The 17,250-nt window shown below is 68.4% G+C and carries 17 protein-coding genes, 1 tRNA gene and 1 pseudogene; 8 read left to right on the top strand and 11 right to left on the bottom strand.

All coding sequences use genetic code 11. The features are described from left to right. Window positions 1-2 precede the first annotated feature (2 nt). From IE200_RS07020 to IE200_RS07005, 4 genes are all read left to right on the top strand, one after another. On the top strand, window positions 3-1,055 hold the full coding sequence (locus IE200_RS07020) for a YlbL family protein (protein ID WP_191278697.1): 1,053 nt from the start codon (window positions 3-5) through the stop codon (window positions 1,053-1,055). Beyond that, window positions 1,052-1,657: a PPA1309 family protein gene (locus tag IE200_RS07015; RefSeq protein WP_229856229.1), complete on the top strand. Its 606-nt coding sequence runs from the start codon at window positions 1,052-1,054 to the stop codon at window positions 1,655-1,657. Before IE200_RS07020 ends, IE200_RS07015 begins: the two co-directional genes overlap by 4 nt. Window positions 1,658-1,664: 7 nt before the next feature. Further along, window positions 1,665-4,658, top strand: a complete 2,994-nt coding sequence (locus IE200_RS07010; protein WP_191278696.1) for a UPF0182 family membrane protein — start codon at window positions 1,665-1,667, stop codon at window positions 4,656-4,658. A 63-nt stretch (window positions 4,659-4,721) separates the two neighbouring features. After that, window positions 4,722-4,795, top strand: a tRNA-Met gene (locus tag IE200_RS07005). A gap of 167 nt (window positions 4,796-4,962) precedes the next feature. Here IE200_RS07005 and IE200_RS07000 read toward each other — a convergent pair. From IE200_RS07000 to IE200_RS06990, 3 genes are all read right to left on the bottom strand, one after another. After that, window positions 4,963-5,703, bottom strand: a complete 741-nt coding sequence (locus IE200_RS07000) for a tyrosine-type recombinase/integrase (protein ID WP_191278695.1) — start codon at window positions 5,701-5,703, stop codon at window positions 4,963-4,965. A 647-nt stretch (window positions 5,704-6,350) separates the two neighbouring features. Beyond that, the gene (locus tag IE200_RS06995; protein ID WP_191278694.1) at window positions 6,351-6,986 is read right to left on the bottom strand and encodes a hypothetical protein; all 636 of its coding nucleotides are present in this window, start codon (window positions 6,984-6,986) and stop codon (window positions 6,351-6,353) included. Beyond that, on the bottom strand, window positions 6,973-7,401 hold the full coding sequence (locus IE200_RS06990) for a hypothetical protein (protein WP_191278693.1): 429 nt from the start codon (window positions 7,399-7,401) through the stop codon (window positions 6,973-6,975). Before IE200_RS06990 ends, IE200_RS06995 begins: the two co-directional genes overlap by 14 nt. Before the next feature lie 562 nt (window positions 7,402-7,963). Between IE200_RS06990 and IE200_RS20660 the strand changes: the two are divergent. The 3 genes and pseudogenes from IE200_RS20660 to IE200_RS06980 form a co-directional block, all read left to right on the top strand. Next, a pseudogene (locus tag IE200_RS20660) lies at window positions 7,964-8,143 on the top strand (IS3 family transposase); the annotation flags it as partial. Between the two features lie 6 nt (window positions 8,144-8,149). Beyond that, the gene (locus IE200_RS06985) at window positions 8,150-8,353 is read left to right on the top strand and encodes a YibE/F family protein (RefSeq protein ID WP_191279061.1); all 204 of its coding nucleotides are present in this window, start codon (window positions 8,150-8,152) and stop codon (window positions 8,351-8,353) included. 211 nt (window positions 8,354-8,564) lie between these two features. Next, the gene (locus IE200_RS06980; RefSeq protein ID WP_191278692.1) at window positions 8,565-9,128 is read left to right on the top strand and encodes a class F sortase; all 564 of its coding nucleotides are present in this window, start codon (window positions 8,565-8,567) and stop codon (window positions 9,126-9,128) included. Window positions 9,129-9,242: 114 nt separating this feature from the next. Here IE200_RS06980 and IE200_RS06975 read toward each other — a convergent pair whose 3' ends face one another. The 3 genes from IE200_RS06975 to IE200_RS06965 form a co-directional block, all read right to left on the bottom strand. Continuing rightward, window positions 9,243-9,995, bottom strand: a complete 753-nt coding sequence (locus IE200_RS06975) for a M15 family metallopeptidase (protein ID WP_191278691.1) — start codon at window positions 9,993-9,995, stop codon at window positions 9,243-9,245. A 62-nt stretch (window positions 9,996-10,057) separates the two neighbouring features. Beyond that, window positions 10,058-10,786 carry a GNAT family N-acetyltransferase gene (locus IE200_RS06970; protein WP_191278690.1) on the bottom strand — a complete coding sequence of 243 codons (729 nt, stop codon included), beginning with the start codon at window positions 10,784-10,786 and terminating at the stop codon, window positions 10,058-10,060. Window positions 10,787-11,088: 302 nt separating this feature from the next. Continuing rightward, window positions 11,089-12,243 (bottom strand): YVTN family beta-propeller repeat protein, encoded by a 1,155-nt coding sequence (locus IE200_RS06965; RefSeq protein WP_229856226.1) that lies wholly within the window; start codon window positions 12,241-12,243, stop codon window positions 11,089-11,091. Window positions 12,244-12,532: 289 nt separating this feature from the next. Here IE200_RS06965 and IE200_RS06960 point away from each other — a divergent pair, with 289 nt between their 5' ends. Continuing rightward, window positions 12,533-13,096, top strand: a complete 564-nt coding sequence (locus IE200_RS06960; RefSeq protein ID WP_191278689.1) for a class I SAM-dependent methyltransferase — start codon at window positions 12,533-12,535, stop codon at window positions 13,094-13,096. Window positions 13,097-13,122: 26 nt separating this feature from the next. Here the strand turns inward: IE200_RS06960 and IE200_RS06955 are convergent, their stop codons facing one another. The 5 genes from IE200_RS06955 to IE200_RS06935 all read right to left on the bottom strand — a co-directional run bounded on the left by IE200_RS06955 (window position 13,123) and on the right by IE200_RS06935 (window position 16,958). Next, window positions 13,123-13,968, bottom strand: a complete 846-nt coding sequence (locus IE200_RS06955) for an ATP-binding cassette domain-containing protein (protein WP_407940969.1) — start codon at window positions 13,966-13,968, stop codon at window positions 13,123-13,125. A 92-nt stretch (window positions 13,969-14,060) separates the two neighbouring features. Further along, on the bottom strand, window positions 14,061-15,233 hold the full coding sequence (locus IE200_RS06950; RefSeq protein WP_191278687.1) for an ABC transporter permease: 1,173 nt from the start codon (window positions 15,231-15,233) through the stop codon (window positions 14,061-14,063). After that, a complete protein-coding gene (locus IE200_RS06945; RefSeq protein ID WP_191278686.1) occupies window positions 15,230-16,351 on the bottom strand; it encodes an ABC transporter permease in 1,122 nt (373 codons plus the stop codon). Before IE200_RS06945 ends, IE200_RS06950 begins: the two co-directional genes overlap by 4 nt. Before the next feature lie 44 nt (window positions 16,352-16,395). After that, on the bottom strand, window positions 16,396-16,716 hold the full coding sequence (locus tag IE200_RS06940; RefSeq protein WP_191279096.1) for a hypothetical protein: 321 nt from the start codon (window positions 16,714-16,716) through the stop codon (window positions 16,396-16,398). Then, window positions 16,713-16,958 (bottom strand): YgaP family membrane protein, encoded by a 246-nt coding sequence (locus IE200_RS06935; protein WP_191278685.1) that lies wholly within the window; start codon window positions 16,956-16,958, stop codon window positions 16,713-16,715. The genes IE200_RS06940 and IE200_RS06935 overlap by 4 nt, the downstream gene beginning before the upstream one ends. Window positions 16,959-17,250 lie beyond the last annotated feature (292 nt).

The raw sequence follows: 17,250 nt of genomic DNA, 5'->3' as shown, positions 1-17,250 counted from the left end.
CCATGAGTCAGCGGACCAGGGCGGGGTTGCTCGCGCTGTGCCTGCTGGCCGTCCTCTGGGCCAGCGCCGTGTTCGTCCCGCTGCCCTACGTCACCTACTACCCCGGACCGACGGTCGACATCCTCGCCGAGTCCGACGCAGGTGAGATCGTCCGGGTGGACGGCCGCGAGGCCTACCACGACGACGGCGAGCTGCGGATGACGACGGTCTACGTCAGCACCCCGCAGGAGGACGTCACCCTGCCCGAGCTGATGCAGGCCTACTTCGACCCCGACGCGGCCGTGTGGCCCCGGTCGTCGATCTACGCCCCCGACGAGACCGACGAGTCCAGCGACCGTGAGTCCGAGGCCGCGATGACCTCGTCCCAGGACACCGCCGTCGCCGCCGCCCTCACCGAGCTCGGCGAGGAGCTCGACCCGGTCGTCGAGGTCACCAGCGTCACCCCCGGCCTGCCCGCCGACGGGCTGCTCGAGGTGCGCGACCGGCTGCTGCGGGTCGGGGACACGCCCATCGCCGACGCGCAGGACGTGGTGGACGCGGTCGACGCCGCCGTGCCCGGCGAGCCCCTGACGTTCGTCGTGGGTCGCGGTGGCGAGGAGGTGAGCGTCGACATCACGCCCGAGGAGGTCGACGGCGACCTCCGGATCGGCATCTCCCCGGGAGTCGGCTTCGACTTCCCGTTCCGGGTGACCGTCGACATCTCCGACAACATCGGCGGTCCCAGCGCCGGGCTGATGATGGCGCTGGCCGTCTACGACACGCTGACCCCGGGCTCGATCACGGGCGGCGCCGACGTGGCCGGCACCGGGACGATCACACCGGCCGGCGAGGTCGGCCCGATCGGCGGCATCCAGCAGAAGATCGCCGCCGCCCGCGACGCCGGCGCCGACCTCTTCTTCGTGCCGGCCGACAACTGCGACGGCATCGGGGGAGTGGACCCCGGTGGCATGCGGCTGGCCCGCGCGACCACGATGCATCGCGCCGTCGAGACCCTGGCCGACTGGGTCGCCGACCCCGACACCGAGCTCCCCACCTGCGAGGACACCGCGTCATGACCGACCTGCCCGACCAGCCCTTCCCCGACCAGTCGCTGCCCGACCAGCCGCTTCCCGAGGACCCCGCGCTGGCCGCGGCCGTGCTCGAGATCGAGGCCCACGTCGCGCAGGACGGCTGGGACCAGCCGGCCCGCCTGTACGCCCTCGTCGAGACCGCGGCGCTCGTGGCCCAGGAGCCGGCGCTCGCGGCCATGATGGAGATCGACGGGCCCGGCGACGACGGGTCGTTCACCCCGATCGAGCAGGACGGGCTCCCGCCCGGCCACTCCCTCGAAGAGGCACTCCACACGATCGCCTGGCCCGAGAGCGTGGCGGGCTGCGCCGCGGTCATCGAGCGCCTGGTCCTGCCACCCGGCACCGACGACGACATTCCCGACGACCCGGCCGCCGCCGAGCTCTACGCCCGCGAGCACCCCGACCGGCAGGAGGTGCGGATGGTCGCCGGCGTCACCCGCGCCGGCGCGTCCTACTGCGCCCTGCGGCTGAGGGCCCACGACGACGAGCAGTCCGTGGTCAACGGCACCGAGCTGGTGCCCGGGCTCCTCGAGCTGCTGCACGCGACCTTGCACGACCCCCAGACCCGCCCCGACGAGAACCCCTGAGCAGGCCATGAGCAATCCCTTCGACCGACCCGACGGCCCGAGCGGCCCCCAGCGCCCCGGCGGACCCGGCGGACCCGGCGGTGTCCGCCCCGCCGTCGCCTCGCGGCGCCCCGGCGCGCTGGTCATCACCGCGATCATCCTCGTGGTCGCCTTCATGCTCCTCAGCGCGTTCGCGTCCTTCTGGACCGAGCGCCTCTGGTTCGGCTCGGTGGGCTACCAGGAGGTCTTCACGACCCTGCTGCTCACGCGCATCGGGCTGTTCCTCGTCTTCGCCGGCCTGATGGCCGCCACGGTCGCGACGTCCATGGCGCTGGCCTACAGGTTCCGGCCGGTGCTGTGGCCGGGCATGCCCGGCATGCCCGACGACGGGATGGACCGCTACCGCGAGCTGCTCGCGCCGCGGATGGGCTGGGTGATCGCCGGCGCCTCGATCCTCATGGGGCTCTTCGCCGGTGCCTCCGCGTCCGGCCAGTGGCGCAGCTACTCCCTGTGGCGGCACTCGCAGAGCTTCGGGACGACCGACCCGTACTTCGAGAAGGACGCCGGCTTCTACGTCTTCGAGCTGCCCTTCTGGCACTACATCGTCGACTACGTGATGGCGCTCGCCGTGGTCGGCCTCATCGCGTCCCTGGTGATGCACTACCTCTTCGGCGGGATCCGGCTCTCGGCCCGCCCCGGCGACCGCCTGACCAGCGCCGCCCAGGTGCAGGTGTCGGCGCTGCTCGCGATCTTCGTGCTCGCCAAGGCCGTCGACTACTGGCTCGACCGCTTCGACCTCGTCACCAACTCCGGGTCGATCTTCACCGGCATGGGCTACACCGATGACAAGGCGGTGCTCCCGGCCAAGGAGATCCTGGCCGGCATCGCGATCGTGTGCGCGCTCCTCTTCCTCGCCAACATCTGGCGGCGCACCTGGCTGCTGCCGTCGGTGGGCGTGGCGCTGTTCGCGCTCTCGGCGATCATCCTCGGCCTGATCGTGCCGTCGGTCGTCCAGGCCATCCGGGTCAACCCCAACGTCCCGGACCGGGAGCGCCCCTACATCGAGGCGAACATCGAGGCGACGCGTGCGGCCTACCAGCTCGACCAGATCGACGTCCGCAACGTCGGCGGAGCCGGGGTCCCCAACGACGGCGGGCTCGAGGAGCTCGACGGCGTGACCGCCGGCATCCCCCTGGTGGACCCGCAGATCGTCAGCGAGATCTTCGAGCAGCAGCAGCAGGTCCGGGCCTACTACTCCGTGCCCGACGTGCTCGACGTCGACCGCTACGAGATCGACGGCAAGGACCGTGCCGTCGTGCTGGGCGTGCGCGAGCTCGACCAGAGCGGACTCGCCGAGAACGACCAGAACTGGTCCAACCTCCACACCGCCTACACGCACGGCAACGGCGTCATCGCCGCCTTCGCCAACCAGCGGCCCGAGGACGACTCGCGCCAGCAGTCCGGCATCCAGTGGGCCGAGGGCGCCGAGGCGGACGAGGACACCCTCACCCGCGTCTCCGGCGAGGACGGCTACGAGACGCGCGTCTACTTCGGCGAGCAGAGCCCGACCTACAGCATCGTCGGCCTCGACCCCGACGGCGAGCCCGTGGAGTTCGACCTGCCGCGCGGCGAGCGCACCGAGGAGGACATCGCGACGACGTACGACGGCGAGGCCGGGGTGGACATCGGCAACATCGTCAACCAGCTGCTCTACGCGGTCCGCTTCAGCGAGCCGAACCTCATCCTGTCGAGCCGCGTCCACGAGAACTCCAAGATCCTCTACGACCGCAACCCGCGCACGATGGTGGAGAAGGTCGCGCCGTGGCTGACCGTCGACTCCGACCCCTACCCGGTCGTGGTGGAGGGCAAGATCCAGTGGGTCCTCGACGGCTACACCGTGACCGACAAGTTCCCGCTGTCCCAGCGTGAGTCCCTCGAGGAGATGACCGACGACGCGCTGCAGCAGAACACCGGCTTCCAGACCCTGCCGACCGACGAGGTCAACTACCTGCGCAACTCGGTCAAGGCGACCGTCGACGCGTACGACGGCACGGTGCGGCTCTACGAGTGGGACGAGGAGGACCCGATCCTCCAGGCGTGGAAGGGCGTCTTCCCCGACGTCGTGCAGCCGAGGTCCGAGATCCCCGAGGCGCTGCTGGAGCACCTGCGCTACCCGGAGGACCTGTTCAAGGCCCAGCGCTTCCAGTTCCAGCGCTACCACGAGACCTCGCCGTCGGCGTGGTTCGAGGGCTCGAGCCGCTGGGAGGTGCCGAGCGACCCGCAGAGCCCCAACCGCCTGCAGCCGCCGTACCGTCTCTTCACCGACACCGGCGAGGGCGAGACGTGGTCGCTGACCTCGGTCTACGTGCCGCGCGACAAGGAGAACAACCTCGCGGCCTACATGGCGGTCAACAGCGACGCGACCAGCTCCGACTACGGCAAGGTCTCGGTCCTGCAGCTGCCCAACGAGCCCACGGGCGGACCGCTGCAGATCGCCAACACCTTCGCGACCAATGAGGACGTCAGCCAGGCGCTGCTGCCCTACACGACCGGTGACGCCGACCGGGTGCCGGGCAACCTGCTCACCCTGCCGATCGGCAACGAGTTCATGTACGTCCAGCCGGTCTACACCCGCCGCGCCGGTGAGTCGAACTTCCCCATCCTGCGGTTCGTCCTCGTCTCCTACCAGAACCGTGTCGGCATCGGCACCACGTTGGTGGGCGCGATCGAGGACGCCCTGACCTCCGACGCGTCGACCGACGGGTCCGGTGAGGAGCCGACCGAGGAGCCGACCGAGACGCCCACGGAGGAGCCGACCCAGGAGCCGACGGAGGAGCCGACCAACACCCCGGGCGAGGGCCCGGGGGGCGAGGCGACCGTCGACGAGCTGCTGCGCGAGGCCGAGGCGAAGTTCGCCGAGGCCGACGAGGCACAGCAGGCCGGCGACACCGTCCGATGGGCGCAGCTGATGGAGGAGGGACGCGAGCTCGTCGAGCAGGCGGTGCGCCAGCTCGGCCAGTGACCATCGCCACCCGACCCCGATTTGGGCCCTGCCCACCACCCCCTGTAATGTTCTGTTCACCGACGCGGGGTGGAGCAGCTCGGTAGCTCGCTGGGCTCATAACCCAGAGGTCGCAGGTTCAAATCCTGCCCCCGCTACAAGAAAGTGGCCCCTGACCTGCGGAAACGCAGTTCGGGGGCCACTTGGTTTCTTGAGCCACATAGCCTTGTGCCGCGTTTATGTCCCGGAAACCTCCGCGTTGGCAGCCCATTGTGGTCCCGTGGTTGGGGCCAGGCTGGCGCTCGAGGCGGCCGCCTGGGCGACGTCAGACGTCCGATTTGGTCGTCGTGGCTTTGCCGGCGAAGGACTGAAGGATGTGCGTCACGTCGGGTGTCGTCCTGTCCTTCTCGATGTAGAACTCCTCGGTGATCGCGTCTGACGAGTGGCCGAGAACGCGGGCCGCGGTGTCCGAGTCGACTAGGCGGTCGATCAAGGTCGCGACGGTCTTGCGGAAGGTGTGTGGCGTCACCCAGTCGAAGCCTGTGTCTGCTCGGATCGTGCGCCACCGCCGCTCGATGTTGCCGACTTGGTGCCATGTGCCGTTTCGGGTGGCGAAGACGGCGTTGTAGTGATTCGGTCGTTGCTCGACACGTCGCCTTATCAGAACATCGACTGCGAACGGCGGCAGGGCGATGGTGCGCTTCGAAGAGTCGGACTTCGGCTTGGGCTTGCGGTAGGTGCCCTTTCCCGTCTCCGTCTTGATCGTGCCGCTGATTGACACGGTCGGTGGCGTCGCACTCAAGTCGATGTCCGTCCATCGGATGGCGAGTACTTCTCCGATCCGGCAGCCCGTGGCGAGTAGCAGGTCAATGATGTCGGGCATGTCCTGGTTCGGCTTTGGACCGGGCCGCTTCTTGGTCATCCAGGAGTCCACGGCAGAGCGGACGGCGTTGAGGTCCTCCACCGAGAGCGCTTGGACGTCCTTCTTCTGGCCTCGAAGCCGTGATGTGGAGGAGACCGGGTTGGCTGGGAGCGCGTCGTCGATGACCGCGGCGTCAAACATCATCTTGAGGACCGTCTTGGTCTTCTTGCGGCGGCTGTGGGAGTCCTGCGACCTGATTAGCCGTTCCAGGCGCCCAGCTCGCCATCCAGCGCGTCAACGCCGACTGTGGATGGGTCTAAGTGACTAGCGTCGAATCGACCGCTCCTCGGCTGGATCCGGAAGATGGCTACCTTGACGGGCTCGGGCCGGGCGCAGAGATCCGACACGGTTGCACGCGGGGCCGTCGTCAATCATTCTTGCATCTCGACAGGTGAGAAGGAGTCCCGCAAGCGGATCCCGCACCGGGTCGCTCCGCGAGCCCATCGTCACGCAGCGTGACCACAACCGGATCCGCCACCGGGTCGCTCCGCGAGCCCATCCGCGCGTGGGACCGGCCGTGAAGTTGGGCGGCCAGGGGCCCCCGATGAGCTGAGCTCGTCATCTCACACGGGTGGCAGGGGCGTACGCGGACGGTGATGCGCGATGCCCTGGAAGAAGCGTCGCAGCGCTCCGACCAGCCGAGATTGCTGGTCGAGTCACCACCCGAACCCGGACCTCGCTGTCGCCGACATCGAGACCGATGATGCCTCCTCGCCCTCGGCGGTCATGCCGGTCGCAACCGCCGCCGCCCGCCCGCCGTCACGCTGGCGCGACGACGGGCGGGCCACCGATCACGGCTTCTTTGACTGTCCCAAGGCCTGGTCGAAGTCCGCAACGGAGTCGACGCCGGGCCATTCGCCGCCGGAATCGGCGCCCCAGACGTTGACGAGTTGGTTGCCGACTGGAAGGTGAAGACTCTGTGGAGCCAACTCGTAGGCACTGCCGTCGGGGATGTCTCCGTCGAAGTCGATGCCCTCGCGAAGGTATCCGAAGACGACTATCTGGGTGCCCTCCGGCAGAGCCTCCCGATACGGCTCGATCGGCGCGTTGCGGGCCCGGTACAACAGCACTCGCACGGGTTCGGCTTCCGCCCGTCCCGGAGCTCGAGACTTCCACACGTTCGTGGGCACCAACTCCAACAGAGCTGTGCCTTCCTGTCCGACTTCGTTGTTCATCAACGCCGGCTCGATCGAACGGACGCGCCCAGCAAACACAACGTCTGCATCGCGTTCTGCTTCTGCCGGAGTCGCGAAGGGCACGTACTCGAACGAGATTCCAGCACGCAAGTTCTCGACCAGCTTCTCCTGCGCTTGCGCTCGAGGTGCCGCTGCCGACTCTGCTTCGGGCTCAGTTGCACACCCAGACAATGCAAGCGAAACAGTCAGTGCGCCGAGCAGGATTGCCTTCTTGCTTCTAGAACCAGCCATTGATGTGATCCTTGTGGTGAGAGCCAAAGCGCCGGTACTTGAGTTCTGTTGGTGGAGTCTGACCGGTGGAGATGGTGCAGTCGTCGCCACCGTGCGTGAGGCCCACTGCGTGCCCCAGTTCGTGACACGCAGTCTGCGTCTCGTCGATCTCGTCGTTGTCACCCAACCGGATCTCCGGACCGTCGAGGTTGATGTAGTACTGGTCGCACTGACTTTGGACAACACCGTTCTCCCATGACTGACACGGAGTCGAGCCGGTTGTAGTTCCGGCCAGGTCGACGTTCCGCCACACGCCATCTGTTTCCTGGTAGCCGTCCCAGTTGCAGGCGCTGACGTAGGTGACCGTCGCCTGCGTCTCGTCTCGAAGGGCGTTGTTCTCTGCCGCGACGATGTTCTCTTGTAGGTCACCACCCACCGTGCTGGAGTAGCAGTAGGTATGCGGGTTCTCGTCAGGATGAGCGCCCGTGTCGCCGTCTTGGTACCCCCACTCGTCCGCGTAACCGGGGGCCTGCGGCCACCAATCCGTTAGTCATGAGAGTCCCGACGATCAGCATGCGACGTCGCCTGCCTCCGCCACCCGACCCACGGGGTTCTTGCCCCGGGCCTGGCGCGATCGAATGGTTCATCAAAGCGCTGCTCCCCCGATCCACCTACGCCAACGCAGATCACGTACGCGAATAGTGGAGCCTTTCTCGAGGTTCGGTCAAGGTCTCCTCAAGTCCTTTCGTAACCTCAGTATTTCCCTTCACAGGCGCCGTCGTTGGCACCGAACAGACACTGAGAGGCGCGGGCACGCGAACAAGGCGCGCGCTCGGCCGCACAACGTTGTTTCGCAGAGGGTCGCCCCTTTGCTGTCTCAGTAGGACGCTCAATGACGGTGTGCGGTTGCGACGCCGCGACTTGAGACCGTGGGAAGGCGCTCGCTTGAGCCAGGTTCGCCGGAGTGAGGCCGACTCCGCAGTAGTGGAGTCTCCGACCTGCTGCAGAAGAACGTATTGAACCGCCGCGCCTGGGCCACCCGCGACGAGCTCCGCCTCGCGATCGTGACCTGGATCGAACGGACCTACCACCGACGACGCAGGCAGGAATCCCTGGGCCGATTGACCCCCATCGAGTTCGAGACCATCATGACCACGCCAGCCACTCAGGCTGCGTGACAACAACTGTCACCTATCCGTGCAGCAGTCCCTTCGGCGCTACCGCTACTGATCCTCATCGTGGCCAACAGCGACTCGTTCGGCGGAGTGGTCACCGATCAGATCATCGCGCAGGAGATCGTTCGCACGGTCGTCGCGACCCTGGGGCTGATCGCGGCCGTCCCACTGACGACGGCGCTCGCAGCACTGACCGCCAGCAGGACAGCGTGACCGGGTTCCCACCCGGTGACAGAACCCTCTGGCTGCATCCGGGAAGGGCGTCGTCGTGCGGTCACGGCTTGCTCTCGAGCGCGATGAATGCACATCCGCACCACAGAAGCCTTGCCTACGAGTTCTCCGAGGAATCCATCAAGCCGAATGACGTTGGCGACACTGGACGTACGCTCAGGCGGCCAGCACAGTCGACCACTAGGGGGACATCATGCGCGCTGAGGCAGCGGCCGTGGCTACGACGCTGGTCGTCGCCTTGACGATCGCGTCCGGGACCCAGGCGCCGGCGGCGCCACCCACAGCACCGGCGTCCGGCGTCGTTGCCGCCGACCTCGAAGCCTCAGGGGTGACGACCTCGGCGGGCAGGCGCCTCGTGATTCCAGCCATCGGCGTCGACGCTGGCAGCATCCCTGTCGGCACCAACCGTGCCGGCGAGCTGGCTGTCGGCACGAGCGTACGGTCGGTCTACCGATGGCGGCGCGGAGTCGTCGCCGGGCAGCCTGGCAGCGCCGTGCTGGCCGGGCACACATGGTCCAGGGGAGCAGGGGTCTTCGACCGCTTGGGGCAGCTCCGTCCTGGGGACCGCCTGCACGTCGGAGAGGTCGGGTTCCAGGTGACCAGGGTGCGGCGGGTGACGCAGTTGTCCCGCACCGAAGTCCGTGGACTCTTCTCTGACAGGGGCAGGCCCCGCCTGGTCCTCATCACGTGCGGAAACCGCAACAACACCACCGGGGTCTACCGCACGCGGATCATCGTCAACGCGAAGAAGGTGTGACGGCGCCACACATCGCCGGGCGAAGTGGCTCGGCGGTCGGCGCTCTCGGGCCCGGCGACTCTCGAACAGGTCGAAGGCATGACTTTTTCGCCTGCTGCTCGGGTCATCAAGGCGTCAGCGGTTCACCCCATCCGGTTCGCGGTAGGGGCCTGAGGGGTAGCCGGTGTCAAAGTGCATGTAATCCGGGACGTCGATGTTCTGCCACACCCACCCCCGACGGGTGAAGAGGCGCCATACGAGGCCGCCCTTGAGGATGACGCCCTGCCCCGGTTCGCGCGGTGCGGTCTCGGCAGTCGGGAACCAACAGTTGCACCGCAGGTCCCTCCACGGGTTCTCCCGTGGGTTGATGTCGATGGCGCGCCCATTCGCGTGCGGCGATTTCATCGCGGGTGCGTTGATCTGGTCCGCCCGCCGGCAGTTGTAGGCGGAGGTGTTGTCGTCCGCAAGGCTGGCGTTGGCATCACCCCCGTAGGACTCGACTGGCCGCATCTTTCTGATGGGGAACTCTGCTTCGTACAGGCGGGTGAAGATGTCTGCAACCGATCTTGCGACGTCCCGGTGCACCACCAATGTCCCTCGACCCACCGTCCCATCGAAGCGGTGATGGTTCACCTCCACCCGCCTCAGGTCGCGACGAGTCAGTGGGCATCCGCGACGAGACATACCAGCCGCGACGATCCGCCGCCATTGACTGTGCGGAATCTTGGTGACGACTGTGTCGGCGTCAGACTGAGAGGAGCGGCCTTCCCCGAGGCCCAACGCTGTGGCATCTGACTCAGGCCTGGGCCGGCCCTGCTGGCTCGCCTCCTCGCCTGCGCTACAGGCGCCGAGCGTGACCACGGCCAACGCCAGGACGCCGAAGGTCATGCACCCTAGTGACCGCGCGGTCCATAGTCTGCTAGTCGCGGCCGTGAGCCTGAAGGTCCTGGTCATCCGGAGGATGCCCCTTCAGGACGACTGGCACGGTCGCGGTCGCGCCCGGCGTTCGCCAGGCGACTGCTGGGGGCGCATTCGGGCAGCGTCGTCGGGTAGCTGTATGTCGTCAACTTGTGCCCGTCCACGGTCACCTTCTCGTTCACTGGCGTCCAGAGCCGCTGCTCGTAGAACCGCGCTGCGGGGCCGCCCGATTGCGTGACCAGGAGTACGTGGTCGCAATCAGCCGATATTGCCTCCTCGAGGAACCGTCGAACCAGCGCATCGCCCAGTCCCCGACAGCGGTGGGCGCTGCCTACGGCGACGTGGGCCAGAACCCCCGAGCGCTGCGTGCTGCCCGGGGCCACGCTCTTCTTGTCAGGAAGGAGGTCGGTTGCACCCTTGGCGGACGCCCACATCTTCTTCCAGTAGCGGCGGGCCCGACGCTGCGCGAACTCGAGCAGGAGTGTCGGATGCAGCACGAGAGCCGTGCCACCCAGAGCGGCGAGGCGCAGCCGGTGTTCGCGCAGCACCAGTTCGCGGTGCTGGGGCGGCGCGGTCATGCCCACGAGATAGCCCTGCGGCCGTCCGCCGCTATCGGTCACGACGAAGGCTCGCGCATGGGGGCTGCCGAGGAACGAGCGGTAGTAGGCGCACAGGAACCGGAGTCCAAGCCGGGCGAAGAACCCGTCGGGGAAGTTCCGCAGATGCTCCTGGGCGACGAACCCCAGGTCGGAGGACGTCATCCAGCGAACCGTGTAGGACTCGGACGAGTAAGCCGGCAGACGAGCATGCATGGGTAAGTACTATGCCAGATAGTAAGAGGCATCCCAGTGAAGCCGCCAGTTTCGCCAGAGGTCAGCGTCTTCGCTTGAGTCCGTCCCATGTGCATTCTGCTCTTCGGAGCCTCGTCGCGTCGCGACGCAGCACCATTGGCCTCGACGATCGTCGTACCCACACCCAGTGCGCCGCCTGTCGGTGGGCGCGATATGTCGAGTCTGCGAACGCCGTGGGGGGGTGGGGCAATGGTCGGGGCCACTCTTGATGGTCAGTGGCCGCCGTCGTGGCGCTCGTCGTCGTGCCCGTCCTCCATGTCGTCCTCGGTCATCCCGGCGGTGTCGGGGAGGTCGAGCGTGACGCTGTCGGGGCCATCGTCCGTCGCGAAGGTGGAGAAGCTCACGCCGTTGGGCTTGTCTCCGACGGCGATTCGGGCCACGACCTTGAGTTCTCTGAGATCTAGGACGGCGACGTCGTCTCCGTAGATGTTGGTGACGTAGGCGTGCCGGCTCGAGGGGTCGACGACGATGCCGTGCGCTCCCTGCCCGGTCTCGACGGTCTCGATGACGGTGAATGTCTTGGTGTCGATGACTGAGACGGTGGTGCCCGGTGCGTCTTCGGTGCCTTGGTTCGCGGCCAGCAGGTAGCGGTTGTCGGGGCTGACGTAGGTCTGGATGGGGCCGTCGCCGACCTTGACGGTGTCGACGAGCTTGCGTGTGGCGATGTCCACCTTGGCGACGGCGTCCTCGCCGTTGAGCGAGGCGTAGACGAATCGCCCGTCGGGGGAGAAGGCGACCTGCGCGGGCGCCTTTCCGACTTCGACATCGGCCACTGAGCGGTTGGTCCGGGTGTCGATGACGCTGAGCGTGGTGTCGGCGACGTTCGCCACGACGACCCAGCGTCCGTCCGGGCTGGGGCGCAGGCCGTGGGGGCTTCGTCCCACCTTGATGGTGTCGACGCGCTTCATGGTCGTCGTGTCGATGACAGTGACGGTGTCGTCGCCGCCGTTGGTGGTGTAGGCGGTGGCGCCGTTGGGGGAGACCACGACGTGGGCTGGGGCGGCCCCGGTGCGGACCACCCCGTGGAGGTCCAGGCTGTCGGCGGTGACCATGGCGGCGTAGCCGTCATGTCCGCTGACCGTCCATACCGAGGAGCTGTCAGCGGACACCTGCACGTTGTGCGGCCCCTCGACCCCCGACACGGTCGTCGTGACCTGATTGGTGGCGGCATCGATCGCCGTGAGGGAGCCGCCGCCCTCGTTGGCGATCCAGACGGTGCCGTCGACCATGCCGCGGTGGGAGGCGGCAGCCGTCACGCTGCGACCGGCGGCGTTTGAGCCGTCGTTGTTGTCACGGTTGACCAGGACCAGGGCGCCGGCGGTGACGAGGATGGCGAGGGACCCAGCAGCAAGAAGACCGCGGCGCATGCGCCGGCTCCGCTCTTGCTCGTCATGTGACCGCTGGTGATGCGACGTATCGCTGCCTGTGCCTGGCGTGGTGCTCATGGTGAACCTTTCGGCGGAGTGCTGGGGCCCCTGCTGGAGGGGGCGTGCCGACACCCTTGTTGCCCAACCCGGAGGGAATGCCATGGATTTCGGTGAAGAACCGATGAAGGAGCACCCGCGCAGGCGGACACATGGCTCGCCTTCGAGCCGGACCGGTCCCGGCATGGTCTGATGGCCGCACGCCACCTTGCATCCGGAAGGGGACTCGACGGTGAACCTCGCTCATCGCGTCTGCTGCCGGTCCCGGATCTGGCGCGCCCACGTCGACGACGTGCTGCCATGGGCGCTGGAAGGGGTCGCGCTCGAGGCGGCGACCGTCCTGGAACTGGGGCCCGGCCCCGGGCTGACGACGGATTGGCTGCTACCACGCGTGGGGTCGTTGACCTGTGTGGAGTACGACGCGAGCGCCGCCGCGGCGCTCGCGCAGAGGAGTCCCGGAGTGGAGGTGCACCACGGCGACGCGACGGCGTTGCCGTTCGGGGCCGGATCGTTCGACGCGGTGGTGTGCTTCACGATGCTGCACCACCTGCCCTCGTCCGCCGCACAGGATCGCCTGTACGCCGAGGCCGCCCGTGTCCTGCGGCCGGGTGGCGTGTTCGCCGGGTCGGACAGCCGAGGTGGGCCGTTGTTTGCATTGGTGCACCTTGGGGACACGTACACCCCCGTGGACAGGGAAAGGTTGCCGGGGCGGCTGCGTGCCGCAGGATTCCCCGGTGGCGGGGTCGACACTCGGCGCGATTCATTCCGGTTCCGCGCACAGCTCAGCTCACGTTGAGCGAAGCCCGAGCCCCTGAACGTGGATCACCCGGGCGGCGGAACTCCGGCGAACCGTTCGGGCTGGGTCAGGAACTCGTGGCGGCACGCATCGGAGCAGAACCACCAGTCGTCGCCGCGCCAGCTGGCGTGTGGCCCGGACGGTTCGACCTGCATGCGGCACACCGGGTCGATGGCGAGGGCTGCGACCTGACGGAACCGCCCGTCTTCGAGCCAGAGGACACGGTCGGCGATCTCGCGGAGCCGGTCGTCGTGGCTCACGATAATGATCGAACGGCGGTCCTCGTCGGCGAGATGGCGCAACAGGCGGGCGAGGTCTCGGCCGCGAGAGGCGTCGAGGTTGGCGGTGGGTTCGTCGGCGAGCAGGACGGGTGGGTCGTTGGCGAGGGCACGCGCCACGGCGACCCGCTGTTGCTCGCCGCCGGACATCTGCGAGGGTCGCGCGGCGACGCGGTGGCCCAGACCCACCCGGTTGAGCAGCTCGGTGGCGCGCTGATGTGCGTGGGGACCCGTGGTGCCGGCCAGGTTGGCGGCGACGGCGATGTTCTCGGTGGCGGTGAGGGCGTCCAGGAGCGCGTAGTCCTGGAAGATGAACCCGAAGGTGCGAGATCGCAGGGCGGGGAGCTGCTTCTCGGGCGCTTTCGCGATGTCGACGTCGCGTCCTTCACGGCCCGTGACCGTGATGGATCCGGCTGTGGGTCGCAGCAGTGCGCCGAGCATCAGGAGCAGGGTGGTCTTGCCCGAGCCGGACGGGCCCATCACGAGAAGGACTTCACCGGCGGCCACGTCGAGGTCGACCGCGCGGACGGCGTCGACGGCGGTGTCACCGGTGCCGTAGGTCTTCGTGAGTCCTCGGACGGTCAAGACACGCACTGCGGGTGCTCCGTTCCGATTGCCGTTGGGGTCGTCGGGGGAGGGGGCAGCCGGGGCAGGAACCGGAACGGCACTGCTGTGGGTGTTGGTGGTCATCGTGTCTCCCGGAAGCCGGTTGCGGCGTCGAGGCTGGCGATGCGGCGAAGGGGCCACAGCGCGGCGAGCATGCCGACGAGCAGGGCGGTGGTGGCGGTCTGGAGGACGGCTGCGGCGGTGATGGAGATCTGGACGGCCGGTGCGGCCAGCGGCAGCAGCCACGCGAGCGCCAGCACGGCGGTGGTGGCGACGGTGGTGGCGAGAACGACGGTCAGCAGCACCTGCATGGCTACTGCCCCGGCAAGGCGAGGGGTGCGGGCCCCGAGGGCCTTGAGGACCGCGAAGTCACGCAGCCTGGTCAAGGTGGCCGTCATCAGGCCCAGCGCGATGACGGCCAGTGCGATGACCAGTCCGATGGTCGACATCAGCCGGAGCAGGTCCGCGCTCATGTCGGTCACGACGCGTGCTTCGGAGTCGGCGAACTCCTCTGTCGTCTGTGCCTCCACCCCGGCAGCCTCGGCCTGGATCGCGTCGGCGACCGTCTCGGGATCGGCCCCGTCATCGAGGCCGGCCAGCACGTACGAGACCCGGTCGTCGTGGATCCGGGCGAACTCAGTGAGGTCGACGAAGATGGTGGTGTTGGTGATGCTGCTGCCGCCGGTGGAGAAGCCGGCGGCGCGGACCGGCATGCCCATGACCATGAAGCGGTCGCCCACACCGATGCCGAGCCGGTCCGCGGCCTGCTCGTCGAGGACCGCTTCGCCGACGCCCGGCGCGCGCCCGGCCACCAGGCGGGTCGGCCCGCCCCGGCCGGTGCTGGTGTCGTAGCCGAACAGGTAGGACAGCTGTCGGCCGCGTGGTCCCGCCACTGACCCGGAGGCGAACGCGATCGGCGCGGCCCAGGTGACACCTGGCACCTGCTCAACCCGGGCCGGGGTGTCGGCGGGCAGCGTGGAGGCGGACATGTGCATGGTGCGGACCCCTGCCTGGGAGACGAACACGTCGGCCGGCGAGGTGCGGATGTAGTAGGTGACCCGGTCGACGGCGCCGGCGAAGATGCCGTCCAGGATGAGGACGAGCATCAGGGACGCGGCCACGCCGAGCACGGTCAGCGAGGCGCGGCGCCGGTCGGCGAACAGGAAGCGCCGTCCCACGGGCACGATGGGCGACACGGCTGTTCCCAGCCCGAAGCCGGACCTCGGCGCCGTCGACGGCGTGGCGGTGATCATCGTCCGCTCCGGAACGCAGTGGCGGCATCGAGCCGGTTGAGTCGGCGTGCCGGCAGCCACGCCGCCAGGAGCGCCATCGCCGCAGCCGCGGCAGCGGTCTGCACGATCGTGCCCGGGGTCAGCAGGACCGGGAACGCGGGCCGCCACCATGCGAGGAGCTCTCGCGTGATGACCAGCAGCACGACGGCGGCGAGGGTGCCGAGCAGGGTCAGGGCCGCCGTCTCGGCAATAGCGATCCGCCGCAAACGTCGCGGGGTGGCACCCAGGGCCTTGAGGACACCGAGGTCGCGCTGCTGCTCGGTGACACGCGTGTAGGCCACCAGCGCGACGATCAGCGTGCCGGCCGCGAAGGCCACCCCGACCATGAGGCGCACCGGCGAGCCGTAGATGTCGGTGGCCAGCTGCAGCGACGCCGCGCGCAGCTGAGCCGGCGTGCGGACGGTGAATCCGGCATCGCGCAGCCGCTGACTGACGCCCGCGGGATCTGACGTGGTGACCAGCACGGCGCCGGTGGTGCCCGTGGCCCGGAGCATCTGGTCCATCCCCGAGGTGGTGGTGAACAGCAACGGGGTCATGAACAGGGCCGTGTCGTCGGTCAGGCCGACCACCCGCATCGGGTGGCCCAGGATCGGGAGCCGGTCTCCGATCGCAAAGCCGTGCTGGTCGGCCCACAGCGAGTCGACCGCGACCTCGTCGGCGGACGCCGGTGCCCTGCCTTCGGTGAAGGCCCACGGGCCACCGAGGTCGGTGGCGGGGTCGTAGGCCACCGCGGCGACGGCGGCCTTCCCGTGCGGTAGCTCGAGGATCTGGTACATCGTGCGAAGCGGCGCGGCAGCCGTGACCCCTGGTGTCCCTGCGATCTCGTCGATGGCGGGCGCTGGCAGGACCCCGGGGTCGGCGAACAGGTTGCGGGTGCCGGCCGGGACCACCACCAGGTCCGCGCCGAGGTGGTCGTCGTACGTCGTGACGCGGTCCTGAACGCCCACCCAGAGCCCGGCCAGCAGCAGCATCAGCATCAGGGCGAGGCCGATCCCGGCGGCGCCGGCCGCGGTGCGCACAGGATGTGCGGAGAGCAGGCGGCGTGTCACCGGGACCGATGCCTTGCTGCGGCCGCTCATGTCGGCTCACATCCCTCGACCGAGCACAGGCTCGGCGCTATGCCCTACTTCTGTCCGTGACCGCCGTGTCCGCCCGGCATCGCGAACATCATCGCGGCCATCATGGCGGTGCACAGCAGAGCGGTGACGATGATCCCGGACCCGGCCACACCCGTGGCGACCAGGAGCCCGGCGATGACCAGCATCGGGATGCAGCAGATCATCATCATCAGCCCGTGGCCACCGTGCCCGCCGTGACCGGCCTTCTCGGTGTCCTGCCCGTGGCCGGCATCGTGGGTCTGTGTCGGGGGCATGGTCTCGGTCGGGTAGATCCAGTCCTTCGGGCTGCGGCCGTGGTCGTGTCCCATGCCGTTCGGGGTGCTCATGAGGCGCTTCCCTTCAAGGAGGCGGGCACGTGACCCAGCTTGGCGTAGAGCGGGCAGTGCCCGAGCGCCCCGGTGACGACCAGGTCCAGACCGGCCACCACGAGCAGGAGCTCGAGCACTACGGCCAGGGTTGAGGTGGCTCCGGCCAACAAGACGATGCCGGCCACGGCGCCGAGGCCACCGATAAGGATGCGAGCCGCTCGTTCGGCGGGGGTGATGTTGGTGCTCCAACGGGTAGTCATGGTGTCCTCCACTCCTGGTTGGACCGCGGGTTCTGTGGGTCCAGTTCCACAGTGGCGCCGCAGGGTGAAGGTGACGTCGGCCGTCGTGTGAAGGTTCGCTGAAGATGCGGCCCTGGAGGGCGCCGGACATGGCTCGGGGCCTACGTCGGAGGAGTTGAGTCCCCGATAGTGGTGTAGCGCGGTCGCCGAGATCGTCACCGGCGTGTACGTCGGACGTAGGCGCGGCCACCGCGTGATCCTTCGAGTCAACCTTCTACCGAATCCTCGAGGACCATCACGATGACCGCTCCCC

This window comes from Nocardioides flavus (ex Wang et al. 2016) (assembly GCF_014653115.1).
In the GTDB taxonomy this organism is placed as follows: domain Bacteria; phylum Actinomycetota; class Actinomycetes; order Propionibacteriales; family Nocardioidaceae; genus Nocardioides; species Nocardioides flavus.
This window is presented reverse-complemented; position numbering and strand designations above follow the sequence as displayed.

Bases quoted from the DNA above. Each gene is read 5' to 3' on its own strand.
- IE200_RS06975 (WP_191278691.1), bottom strand. From the start codon at position 9,995: ATGACCTTCGGCGTCCTGGCGTTGGCCGTGGTCACGCTCGGCGCCTGT.
- IE200_RS07020 (WP_191278697.1), top strand. From the start codon at position 3: ATGAGTCAGCGGACCAGGGCGGGGTTGCTCGCGCTGTGCCTGCTGGCC.
- IE200_RS06935 (WP_191278685.1), bottom strand. From the start codon at position 16,958: ATGACTACCCGTTGGAGCACCAACATCACCCCCGCCGAACGAGCGGCT.
- IE200_RS07010 (WP_191278696.1), top strand. From the start codon at position 1,665: ATGAGCAATCCCTTCGACCGACCCGACGGCCCGAGCGGCCCCCAGCGC.
- IE200_RS06945 (WP_191278686.1), bottom strand. From the start codon at position 16,351: ATGAGCGGCCGCAGCAAGGCATCGGTCCCGGTGACACGCCGCCTGCTC.
- IE200_RS06940 (WP_191279096.1), bottom strand. From the start codon at position 16,716: ATGAGCACCCCGAACGGCATGGGACACGACCACGGCCGCAGCCCGAAG.
- IE200_RS06965 (WP_229856226.1), bottom strand. From the start codon at position 12,243: ATGCGCCGCGGTCTTCTTGCTGCTGGGTCCCTCGCCATCCTCGTCACC.
- IE200_RS06970 (WP_191278690.1), bottom strand. From the start codon at position 10,786: ATGACGTCCTCCGACCTGGGGTTCGTCGCCCAGGAGCATCTGCGGAAC.
- IE200_RS06980 (WP_191278692.1), top strand. From the start codon at position 8,565: ATGCGCGCTGAGGCAGCGGCCGTGGCTACGACGCTGGTCGTCGCCTTG.
- IE200_RS07015 (WP_229856229.1), top strand. From the start codon at position 1,052: ATGACCGACCTGCCCGACCAGCCCTTCCCCGACCAGTCGCTGCCCGAC.
- IE200_RS06995 (WP_191278694.1), bottom strand. From the start codon at position 6,986: ATGGCTGGTTCTAGAAGCAAGAAGGCAATCCTGCTCGGCGCACTGACT.
- IE200_RS06950 (WP_191278687.1), bottom strand. From the start codon at position 15,233: ATGATCACCGCCACGCCGTCGACGGCGCCGAGGTCCGGCTTCGGGCTG.
- IE200_RS07000 (WP_191278695.1), bottom strand. From the start codon at position 5,703: ATGATGTTTGACGCCGCGGTCATCGACGACGCGCTCCCAGCCAACCCG.